A 12,176-nucleotide genomic window follows, 5' to 3' on the forward strand; every position below is an offset into this window, starting at 1 on the left:
TACTTAATACGGCTTGCTATAAAATCTCTGAATCAAAGGAAGTTGTTTTTAAGAAAAGACGCAAAGCTAAAGATTATTTTATCAGTATTTTCGGCATTAATTTATATATTTGAAAAAAAACTTTAGACGAAATTGTACATAAACAAATGACAAACGCAAAATTATATTTTTTAGGAGAAGAACGAGAGTTGCTCTGGACAAGTATGAGTTATGATAAATTTACTTGCGGGAAAGGCTCACCAAGATCAGACATGGAAGGCGGCATGATAACATTGGTATTTACTACACAAGAAAATGATGATGTTTTTATGCATAATATGACCAAAGAAGTGGAGCTGGAAACAGACAGAATGGAAGATGGAGAAATACATTTTTGGGATAAAGGTATTAATGAAGCTGTAACCAGAAAATACAAATTTAAGGACACTTATATAGTCGGGTTTTCGGAAATATTCTCTACCTATCATACCGGTAATATGCAAACTCATCTTACCATTTCTCCAGCCATTCAGGACTATGGAGCAAAACTAGTTAAACATTGGAATAAATCCTGGATCCCACCAAGTGAACCAGCACCATACCAACCTCAAAAAGAAGAGGAGAAAGAAAAAGTTGAAATAGATGATATCTATTTAGATAAATCTGACGCAACCGTATTATATAATTATGGAAAAGTAACTGGAGATATTAGGATAATAGATAGATACGACTGGGAGGATGCGAATGCGATTGGAGATGACACTGAAAAAGTAAATAAACTAAAAAGTGATAGCAGAGTTGTACTTGTAAATGACATACAAATTCAAGAAAAAATTCAAGAAATTCACGCTTTAACGAATAAAGTTGAAGAACAAATATTTATTGTTCTAAATAGAGATACTGCAAATGTTGAAGCTGTATTTGGACCAGAAGGGGTTGATGGTCTAACAGAAATTGATGCAGAATATAAAGGTATTGGTAAAGACGATAATGGAAAAACAATTTATAGTAAATCACCAACAATTAAGGCAGATGGAAAAAGATATCCACTTTTGGGTCAAGTTCATACGCATAATTTAATGAAATCCGAACCTACAAATCCAAATCAAGTATTCGGGTCTACAGATACAAAAGAAAATGGCTTCGGTACATCTTCTATAGATCAAGCAACTGCAATGTCATTAGGTATAGAAATTTACTCTTTAGATAGTTGGAATTTTTATAGCAAAACAGCTGAAGTTATTATAAATAGAGTTGATCCAACAGGCAAAGAAACAAAAGGTATTGGAAAAAGTATAGGGAAAGGTCAGGGTAAAAAAATAGTTAATGTTGGTTTAGAATGTTTAAATCTAAAAGTTGGTCGAAAATGAAAAATATAACAACATTAATTTTATTTCTTAGTTTTTGCTTTGCGGGAAACAGCCAAAATAAAACAGATTTTTATGATAAAAACGAAAAAATAAATCTTTTTGCGTTTATAGGAGAAAAAGTATCAATAGAAGAATTCGACCCCAATAAAAACAATGCTGTAAAAGTGTATGATCCTGTCGAAAAAGATTCTATTTTGAAAATAAAACATGTTATGGACAGAGCATTTCGTGTAAAATATAAAATCTTAAAAAATATCTTTAATGACTTAAAAACGGATACTATAGAATTTATTGTTTATGATCATTATGGAACTCCAAACTTTGAAAAATATAAAAATGTAATACTATATATTTCAAAAAGTTCAGTTGGTAATTATTATTATCTCCAAAAATACCAATATGATGTAGTATACAAAGATGATAAGGATAATTGGTTTGGTTATAGTCAAAATGTAAAGTCAAAAAAGAAAAAAAAAATAAGTTTAGAAACAATATTTAACAATAAACGAAACAACGTTTTTAAAGAATTATTTACATATGAAGAATAAAATATTTAAATAATTGGAACAATATATTGTTCTATTTTACAATATCAAAATTTAAGCAAAGACTTATATCGTACTAAATAAAAAATTATTTTTAATCTCATTGCTTATATAAAATATCCAACGCTAAACATAAATTTTTCAGAATAGATGCTAAAACTGGAAAAACAATAACGGAAGAAATTGTGAACTAACAAATATGGTGTGATTTTTATTTTTCGAAAATTACCGTATTTGCAGTCGCGCCTAGATCCAATAAGTTTTTAGAGATGCTTTTTACAAAATCTGCGGGACCGCAGACATAAAAGTTTTGGCTAAAATCGGCTATGTTTTCGATTAGGAAATTGCGATCAATTCTTTTTTCGATATATCCCATAACGTTTTCGCGGGTGTATAATTTCAAAAAATTTTTCTTTAGCATTTTTTGTAATTCCTCGGCCATAATCACATCTTCGGTGGTTTTGTTACTGTAAATAAGTCTGTTGTAGGCGATGAGTTGCTTCTTGTATAAATCTCTGAAGATAGAAATAAATGGTGTAATACCAGCACCACCGGCAATGAAAGTACCTGGCCCTTTGTATTGAATAGCTCCGAAAACATCATGCAGAATCAATTCAGCTCCAGCATTGGTGCTGCCTAGTTTATTGGTCACACCTTCATGGTCGTTGTATATCTTAATCATGAATTCAAGATAATTTTGTTCTCTTAAATTGGTAAAGGTAAAAGGACGTAATTTATCTTGCCATTCAGGTAGATTTATGGAGACATCGGTAGCTTGTCCTGGAATGAAATCGTATCCAGAAGGTTTTTCAACAATAAAACATTTTACATCATGGGTGATATAAAATGCTTTCAATATTTTTACAATGTGAGTGTTGTCCATGGAGTTTGTTATTAATCTAATTTTTCATCGACTAGTTTTGCAAAACTTTTTGCTGCACTTGTGAAGTCTGATGGTATGAGTATCACCGTAGTGGTGTTGTTGTCAATACCTATCTCTGCTAACATTTGCATACGTCTTAATTCGAGTGCAATTGGGCTTTCTTCCATTTTTTTTGCCCCTTGAGTTAGTTTAATGGAGGCTTCTAATTCGGCTTCAGCTTTTACGATTCGGGCTCTTTTTTCTCTGATGGCTTCAGCTTCACGAGCCATGGCTCTTTGCATTGCTTCTGGGATTTCGACATCTTTCATTTCTACCATTTCAATTTTAATTCCCCAAGGTTCAGTTGCTGAATCCACAATTTTTTGAAGAGTTCCATTGATCTGTTCTCTTTCTCTTAATACTTCGTCTAGAGAATGTTGTCCGATAATGTTTCTTAAAGCGGTGACTGAGAATTGATAAACTGCTTTGTTGTAATCTGCTACTTTAATAATTGCATTCTCTGGATTTGTTATTTTAAACCATAGTACTGCATTTACTTTGATCGTTACACTGTCTTTTGTGATAGTTTCTTGTTGTTCGAGATCTACAGTATTCGTTCTAATGTCTACTCGTTGTTGTCTCTCTATAAAAGGAATAATCCAATAAATTCCCGGACCTTTTATGTTTTTGAAGCGACCAAGTCTAAAGACCACTCCACGTTGGTATTCTTGGGCAATGCGAATTCCAACTATTATGAACAGTATTGCTATTATTGCGATAATCTGGATGGGAGTCATGATGGTTGTTTTTTAATATTGAATTTTTTAGATCATTTACAATATATCAATCAGTGATTTGGAAAATTAGCATTATATGGCATTAGAGAAGTAGTTGATTTGATTAAAATCAGTAGTAAAGATACAAAATAAATAAATCATAAAAACCATGTAATGATTTGATTGTTATTGCTTTACTTTTTTTTAATGGAAAAATTGACCTAAAAGTCACATATAAACAAATAAATAATTTCTTCTAAAAATAAGATGGGGTATTATTAAGGGCATTAATTGTAACTATTTTGAAAATAAATTAAGCTTAATTATGATACAAATGAGTATCCTTACAAGAATTATGTTGTAGCTAAATGATTCTAAATGAGTTGTTAAAGTTTTTTAAAACCATTTTTATTTTAAATAATGTAGTTTGAAGTTTTTTTAAATGCTTTCATCGAAAATATTAAAAAAAGCAATGTCTTGATTTTAGAATAATGTAGCTTAGTGTAGAATTTTTTGAAAATTGTGTGATAAAGTTGCCTCTTTTTGACGCAATAAATGCCTTAATCACTTTTTTAAGGAATTTAATTTCATTGTTTTAATAAAAATTGGAATTCCCAATTCCGTTGTTTTTAGATTTCAATTGTTTCATGTGTTGTATTCGTTATTTATTATTTTAAAATTATTAAATATGAAAACATTTCTACCTAAAGCTGGATTTTTAACGATTGTTTTTTTAATTGCAAATTTATTTTTTGCAACTGCCTCTTATGGGCAAATTCTTATTTCAGATCAAGAGGATTATGCACCGGGATCAACTTGTACATTAACCGGTACTGGTTTCTTGCCAGGAGAAACGGTTTCAATGGTAGTTAGACATGCGGATGAAACACCGGATAGTGGCGAAGACCATGATTCTTGGGTAGTTATCGCAGATGAGAATGGTAATTTTGTCACGACTTGGCATGTTTGCGAGGATGATTGCTTGGGTTCTACTTTGAGAGCTACTGCTGATGGACTAACAAGTGGTTTACATGCGGAGGTAGTGTTTACGGATGGAAATTTAAGTACAGTAACAGTTGGTGCTCAAAGCACTAGTCTTGTATATGGTACCAGTAGTTCCGTTACATATCCCATTGTAGTTACTGCATCTAATACTAGTGGTAATTTTTCCGTAACGATGAGTGTAACAGGTTTACCAACTGATATAAGTAGTGCCGTTTTCAGCAATCCCACTTTTACCCTTGCTCCAAATGGAACTCAGAATTTGACACTTACGGTGACTACTCTAAATACGACTAAAGTTCCGGTATCTCCTCCTACTTTTACCGTAACGGCTACTGGAGGTGGAGGTTCTGGAAGCAAATCAGGTACACAAATATTTACTATTAACAAACGGGCACTTACAGGATCAATTACAGTAAGTAACAAGATATATGATAACACGACTATTGCCACTATTGCCACGCGAAGTTTGGCAGGCCTTGTTGGAGCAGATGTAGTTTCATACACCGGTGGTACAGCTGCATTTACTCCTAATGAAAATGTAGGAACAGAAAAAATTGTGAATGCAACTGGACTTAGTTTATCGGGTGTAGATGCAGGTAACTATACAGTAAATACTGCTGCCTCAACAACAGCAAATATTACTGTTCGCACATTAACCATAACAGCAGCTCCGAATACAAAAAACTATGATGGAACTGTAAGTTCGGCATCAACTCCTTCAATTACATCAGGTAGTATACAAACTGGAGATACATCGGGTTTCACAGAGACTTACGATACGAAAAATAAAGGTGTAGGCAAAACATTAACTCCGTCTGGAATTGTAAATGATGGCAATAGTGGTAACAACTATGCTTATACTTTTGTAAATAGTTCAGCTGGAGTAATTAATGCACGGACATTGACGGTAACCGCTGCTGCCAATACAAAAGCGTATGACGGAACTACAACAGCAGCTGCAATACCAACTATTACAACTGGGTCGTTGGTAAGTGGAGATATAGGGACATTTAGCGAAACTTATGATACTAAAAATCAGGGTAGCGGCAAAACTATGACACCTGTATTAGTTTCTATTGTTGATGGTAGCAGTACGGATATGGCAGGAAATTACTCTGTTACACTTGCCACAAGTGCCAACAGTGTAATCAATAAAAGACCAATAACAGTTACAGCAACAGCTAATACAAAAATGTATGATGGAACTACAATTGCCGCTGCAGTACCTACAATTACAAACGGAACATTAGCAAGTGGAGATGTGGGGATATTTAATGAAACTTATACTACAAAGAATCAAGGTGTAGGCAAAACTATGACGCCAGTATTAGTTTCTATTGTTGATGGAAGTAATGCAAATATGGCAGGAAACTATATTGTGACATTGGCTACAAGTGCTACTGGAACGATCAATATGTTGCCAATAACGATTACAGCAGTAACAAATACAAAAACGTATGACGGAACAACTAGTGCTGCATCTGTGCCTATAGTTACTTCAGGTGTCGTGCAAACAGGTGATGTTGCAGCTTTTACAGAAGTTTATGCCAACAAAAATGTAGGTTCAAGTAAGATATTAATTCCAGCGGGGATTGTTAATGACGGAAATAGTGGCAATAATTATGCTTATACATTTGTGAATGATGTAACTGGTGTTATTAATGCTAGAGCATTAACGATTAATGGTGCAGTAACCAGTAAAATCTATGATGGCGGAACTGGTTCGTCAACTCCGCCAGCAATCACATCGGGTGTTGTTCAATCAGGGGATATTGCTGCATTTACCCAAACATATGATAACAGGAATGTTGGTAGCGCTAAGACTTTAATGCCATCAGGAGTCGTAACGGATGGCAACAGTGGTAATAATTATACATACATATATTTTGCAAGCAATAATGGAACAATTACTAGTCGTGCATTGACAATTACGGGAGCACAAAGCTCAAAAGTTTATGATGCAACAACAAGCTCGCCATCCCTGCCAATAGTTACTATAGGTGCTATTCAGACGGGAGACGTAGCTAACTTTACTCAAGTATATAATAATAAAAATGTGGGAACAGCTAAGACTTTAATTCCATCCGGTTCTGTAACTGATGGAAACGGAGGGAATAATTATACTTACACTTTTAATAATCTTACTACTGGTTCTAATCGCCAAATTACTGCTCTAGCTATAACAGTTACTGCAGCTACAAATACGAAAATATATGATGGGAATACAAGTGCAGCAGCAACACCAACAGTTACATCCGGAGCGGTACAAAGTGGTGATGTGACCAATTTCATAGAAGTATACAGTAATGCAAGTGCTGGTACGAATAAAATACTAATACCATCCGGTTCTGTAACGGACGGCAATAATGGTAATAATTATGCTTATTTGTTTGTAAATAATACAATTGGAGTAATCAATAAAGCAAATGCAACAATAGTAGTTGCACCTTACAACGTGGCTTACAATGCCACCGAACATACCGCAACGGTAGCCACCGCAACAGGAGTGAACGGTGAGGATTTTACGGCAGACATTGTTTTGACCAACACCAAACACACCGATGCCGGAGCATATTCGTCAGATTCCTGGTCATTTGCCGGAAACACAAACTACAATCCGGCAGGAGCAACCATCGAGGATGTTATTGGTAAAATCGACCCAACAATTGAGGTTACGCCTTACAACGTGGCTTATGATGCCACCGAACACACCGCAACAGTAACCACCGCAACGGGAGTGAACGGCGAGAATTTTGCGGCAGACATTGTTTTGAACAACACCAAACACACTGATGCCGGAGCATATTCGTCAGATTCCTGGTCATTTGCCGGAAACACAAACTACAATCCGGCAGGAGCAACCATCGAGGATGTTATTGGTAAAATCGACCCAACAATTGAGGTTACGCCTTACAACGTGGCTTACAATGCTACCGAACATACCGCAACGGTAGCCACCGCAACGGGAGTGAACGGCGAGAACTTTACGGCAGACATTGTTTTGACCAACACCAAACACACCGATGCCGGAACGTATTCGTCAGATTCCTGGTCATTTGCCGGAAACACAAACTACAATCCGGCAGGGGCAACCATCGAGGATGTTATTGGTAAAATCGATCCTACAATAGTAGTTGCACCTTACAACGTGGCTTATGATGCCACCGAACATACCGCAACGGTAACCACCGCAACGGGAGTGAACGGAGAGGATTTTACGGCAGACATTGTTTTGACGAACACCAAACACACCGATGCCGGAACATATTCGTCAGATTCCTGGTCATTTGCCGGAAACACAAACTACAATCCGGCAGGAGCAACCATCGAGGATGTTATTGGTAAAATCGATCCAACGATTGTGGTTGCACCTTACAATGTGGCTTATGATGCCGCTGAACATACCGCAACGGTAACCACCGCAACGGGAGTGAACGGCGAGAATTTTACGGCCGACATTGTTTTGAACAACACCAAACACACCGATGCCGGAACATATTCGTCAGATTCCTGGTCATTTGCCGGAAACACAAACTACAATCCGGCAGGGGCAACCATCGAGGATGTTATTGGTAAAATCGACCCAACAATAGTAGTTGCACCTTACAACGTGGCCTATGATGCCACCGAACATACCGCAACGGTAACCACCGCAACGGGAGTGAACGGCGAGAATTTTACGGCTGACATTGTTTTGACGAACACCAAACACACCGATGCCGGAACATATTCGTCAGATTCCTGGTCATTTGCCGGAAACACAAACTACAATCCGGCAGGAGCAACCATCGAGGATGTTATTGGTAAAATCGCCCCAATAATAGTAGTTGCACCTTACAACGTGGCTTACAATGCTACCGAACATACCGCAACGGTAACCACCGCAACGGGAGTGAACGGAGAGAACTTTACGGCAGACATTGTTTTGACGAACACCAAACACACCGATGCCGGAACATATTCGTCAGATTTCTGGTCATTTGCCGGAAACACAAACTACAATCCGGCAGGGGCAACCATCGAGGATGTTATTGGTAAAATCGACCCAACAATAGTAGTTGCACCTTACAACGTGGCTTACAATGCCACCGAACACACCGCAACGGTAGCCACCGCAACAGGAGTGAACGGTGAGGATTTTACGGCAGACATTGTTTTGACCAACACCAAACACACCGATGCCGGAACGTATTCGTCAGATTCCTGGTCATTTGCCGGAAACACAAACTACAATCCGGCAGGAGCAACCATCGAGGATGTTATTGGTAAAATCGATCCTACAATAGTAGTTGCACCTTACAACGTGGCTTACAATGCCACCGAACATACCGCAACGGTAACCACCGCAACTGGAGTGAACGGTGAGGATTTTACGGCTGATATTGTCTTGACGAACACCAAACACACTGATGCCGGAACATATTCGTCAGATTCCTGGTCATTTGCCGGAAACACAAACTACAATCCGGCAGGAGCAACCATCGAGGATGTTATTGGTAAAATCGATCCTACAATAGTAGTTGCACCTTATAACGTGGCTTACAATGCCACCGAACATACCGCAACGGTAACCACCGCAACGGGAGTGAACGGAGAGAACTTTATGGCAGACATTGTCTTGACGAACACCAAACACACCGATGCCGGAACATATTCGTCAGATTCCTGGTCATTTGCCGGAAACACAAACTACAATCCGGCTGGGGCAACCATCGAGGATGTTATTGGTAAAATCGACCCAACAATAGTAGTTGCACCTTACAACGTGGCTTACGATGCCACGGAACATACCGCAACGGTAAACACCGCAACGGGAGTGAACGGCGAGAATTTTACGGCTGATATTGTTTTGACCAACACCAAACACACCGATGCCGGAACATATTCGTCAGATTCCTGGTCATTTGCCGGAAACACAAACTACAATCCGGCAGGAGCAACCATCGAGGATGTTATTGGTAAAATCGACCCAACAATAGTAGTTGCACCTTACAACGTGGCTTACGATGCCACGGAACATACCGCAACGGTAACCACCGCAACGGGAGTGAACGGCGAGAATTTTACGGCAGACATTGTTTTGACCAACACCAAACACACCGATGCCGGAACATATTCGTCAGATTCCTGGTCATTTGCCGGAAACACAAACTACAATCCGGCAGGAGCAACCATCGAGGATGTTATTGGTAAAATCGATCCAACGATTGTGGTTGCACCTTACAATGTGGCTTATGATGCCGCTGAACATACCGCAACGGTAACCACCGCAACTGGAGTGAACGGCGAGAACTTTACGGCTGATATTGTTTTGACCAACACCAAACACACCGATGCCGGAACATATTCGTCAGATTCCTGGTCATTTGCCGGAAACACAAACTACAATCCGGCAGGGGCAACCATCGAGGACATTATTGGTAAAATCGACCCAACAATAGTAGTTGCGCCTTACAACGTGGCTTATGATGCCACGGAACATACCGCAACGGTAACCACCGCAACGGGAGTGAACGGCGAGAACTTTACGGCTGATATTGTTTTGACCAACACCAAACACACCGATGCCGGAACATATTCGTCAGATTCCTGGTCATTTGCCGGAAACACAAACTACAATCCGGCAGGAGCAACCATTGAGGATGTTATTGGTAAAATCGATCCAACGATTGTGGTTACGCCTTATAATGTTACCTATAACGGACTTGCACATACCTCCCTTGGAACTGCAAAAGGGGTTTTATCCGAAGCTTTAGTAGGATTGGTGGTAAGCGGTACAACACATACTAATGCAGGAACTTATATAGCTGATATATGGACGTTTACAGATGTTACTGGAAACTATAATAATCTAAATGGAACGCTAAATAATTTCATAGGTAAAGCCGATGCTGATGTAACCGTAACGGGTTATACAGGTGTATATAATGCATTGCCACATGGAGCAACAGGCTCTGTTACGGGAGTTGCTCTTGATCCTACAGCGGCTGGTAGCACATTAATTTTAGGTTCTAGCTTTACGAATGCTCCAGGAGGTACTGCAAATTGGAATTTTGTAGGAGGTACAAATTATCTTGATGAATCAGGAACAGTTGCAATAGTGATTGGCAAAGCCAATACTAGCGTAAGTGCAACAGGAGGAATATTTAATTTTGATGATAATGCCCATGCAGTGACAGCTTATACGACTGGTGTTGGAGGAGTTACTATTACGACTCCGTTTACTTTTAGTTATGTTGGAACAAATTGTGCTGGCGCTTATAATTCTGCTTCTGCACCCTCTGCACCTGGGACATATACAGCAACAGCAACATTTGATGGTAATTCCAATTATAATAGCTCTTCATCAACTGCAAGTATTACTATTAAATCAATAATGACTGCAACTGCTACAGGTACTAACAACGTTTGTAATGCTGGTAATTCAGGTACAGCAACAGTTATACCTGCTCTTGGTAAAAGTCCATATACTTATTTGTGGAGTAATAGTGCTTTAACACAAAGTATAACCGGTTTAGTAGCGGGCACTTATAATGTTACAGTAACGGATGCTAATCATTGTATAAAAACGAGTTCCTATACTGTTACAGAACCAACAGCTTTGTCTGCAACTATTACAACCAATAACCCTAATCTTTATTTTGGTTATTCAGGTGATCAGACAGCAACTATCACAGTAAAACCAAAAGGTGGACAAGCGCCTTACCGAGTAGAAATAATGATGGTAGATCCTTTACCTGTTTCACCATCTCGTCCAATTGAACGTGTGGGAGGCAAACTTATCAGTGGCTATATTAATAACACTGGTAATGAATCTTGGGTAAATGTAGATGCAACATACCAAACTATTAATTCGAGTACGGCACAGTCAAAATCTATTTCAAGTAATCCGGTAAGTACAAGTTTTAATAATATTCTTTTAAATGGAAGTTATTCCGTAAATGTTACTTTGCTTACAGATGCACGATTTATTGCTACGGTAGTTGATGCCAATGGATGTTCTTATACTATACCATACAATCAGTCAGTTGGGGTTGATGCTGAAGATGCACGTTGCTTTGCTGGAAATAGTGGTGTTGCAAAAGTTACGCTTTGTCATCAAACGGGAAATGCTAAGAATCCGTGTACGGCTATTTGCGTAGATCAGTCAGCGGTGCAAGAGCATCTTAATCATGGTGACTTTTTGGGTAAATGTACCAGCAACTGTAAAGTTCCGGTATCAAATGCAAAATTAATTCAATCAGATAAAACAGTTGTAGAATCTACTGAATTGACCGTAAATGCTTTGTCTAATTCAATCGGCAGTAATGAAGAAATTGCAGAGTCTACCGAATTTACAGTAAGAGCTTTTCCTAATCCGAGCGATAATCAGTTTACTTTAGTATTGGAAGGTGGAAGTAATGAAAAAGTCGAAGTTTTGGTGTATGACATGCTTGCCCGTAGAGTAAAACGTATCGAAAAAAATAGTGGTTTACCGATTGTTTTTGGAGAGGAATTCACTTCTGGTGAGTATTTAGTCTTGGTTAGACAAGGAGCTAATGCAAAATCACTCAACTTGATAAAAAAATAAAAACATTTTTAAAACATTTTTAAAATAAAGCCCCCCCTAATTTTATTTGGGAGGGCTTTACAATTTTAT

At 38.1% G+C, this 12,176-nt stretch carries 5 protein-coding genes; 3 read left to right on the forward strand and 2 right to left on the reverse strand.

Annotation, left to right across the window (positions count from 1 at the left end; translation table 11 throughout):
* The first annotated feature begins 146 nt into the window (after positions 1 to 146).
* On the forward strand, positions 147 to 1,349 hold the full coding sequence (gene tssD / locus OZP08_RS11900) for a type VI secretion system tube protein TssD (RefSeq protein ID WP_268846314.1): 1,203 nt from the start codon (positions 147 to 149) through the stop codon (positions 1,347 to 1,349).
* Complete coding sequence (locus tag OZP08_RS11905) at positions 1,346 to 1,897, forward strand: hypothetical protein (RefSeq protein WP_281321930.1); 552 nt, start codon at positions 1,346 to 1,348, stop codon at positions 1,895 to 1,897. Before tssD ends, OZP08_RS11905 begins: the two co-directional genes overlap by 4 nt.
* A 208-nt stretch (positions 1,898 to 2,105) precedes the next feature.
* Here OZP08_RS11905 and OZP08_RS11910 read toward each other — a convergent pair whose 3' ends face one another.
* Together OZP08_RS11910 and OZP08_RS11915 are read right to left on the reverse strand one after the other, a co-directional pair.
* Positions 2,106 to 2,777, reverse strand: coding sequence for a ferredoxin reductase domain-containing protein (locus tag OZP08_RS11910; protein ID WP_281321931.1), 672 nt, complete (start codon positions 2,775 to 2,777; stop codon positions 2,106 to 2,108).
* An 11-nt stretch (positions 2,778 to 2,788) separates the two neighbouring features.
* On the reverse strand, positions 2,789 to 3,553 hold the full coding sequence (locus OZP08_RS11915) for a slipin family protein (protein ID WP_281321932.1): 765 nt from the start codon (positions 3,551 to 3,553) through the stop codon (positions 2,789 to 2,791).
* Positions 3,554 to 4,220: 667 nt separating this feature from the next.
* On the opposite strand from OZP08_RS11915, the gene OZP08_RS11920 reads away from it, so the two are divergent.
* Positions 4,221 to 12,107 carry a YDG domain-containing protein gene (locus tag OZP08_RS11920; protein WP_281321933.1) on the forward strand — a complete coding sequence of 2,629 codons (7,887 nt, stop codon included), beginning with the start codon at positions 4,221 to 4,223 and terminating at the stop codon, positions 12,105 to 12,107.
* Positions 12,108 to 12,176: the final 69 nt, after the last annotated feature.

The sequence above is a fragment of the Flavobacterium aestivum genome (assembly GCF_026870175.2).
Taxonomy (GTDB): Bacteria; Bacteroidota; Bacteroidia; order Flavobacteriales; family Flavobacteriaceae; genus Flavobacterium; species Flavobacterium aestivum.

What these genes read in the sequence shown, in the direction of transcription:
- tssD (WP_268846314.1), top strand. Translation starts at nt 147, where the DNA reads ATGACAAACGCAAAATTATATTTTTTAGGAGAAGAACGAGAGTTGCTC.
- OZP08_RS11905 (WP_281321930.1), top strand. Translation starts at nt 1,346, where the DNA reads ATGAAAAATATAACAACATTAATTTTATTTCTTAGTTTTTGCTTTGCG.
- OZP08_RS11910 (WP_281321931.1), bottom strand. Translation starts at nt 2,777, where the DNA reads ATGGACAACACTCACATTGTAAAAATATTGAAAGCATTTTATATCACC.
- OZP08_RS11915 (WP_281321932.1), bottom strand. Translation starts at nt 3,553, where the DNA reads ATGACTCCCATCCAGATTATCGCAATAATAGCAATACTGTTCATAATA.
- OZP08_RS11920 (WP_281321933.1), top strand. Translation starts at nt 4,221, where the DNA reads ATGAAAACATTTCTACCTAAAGCTGGATTTTTAACGATTGTTTTTTTA.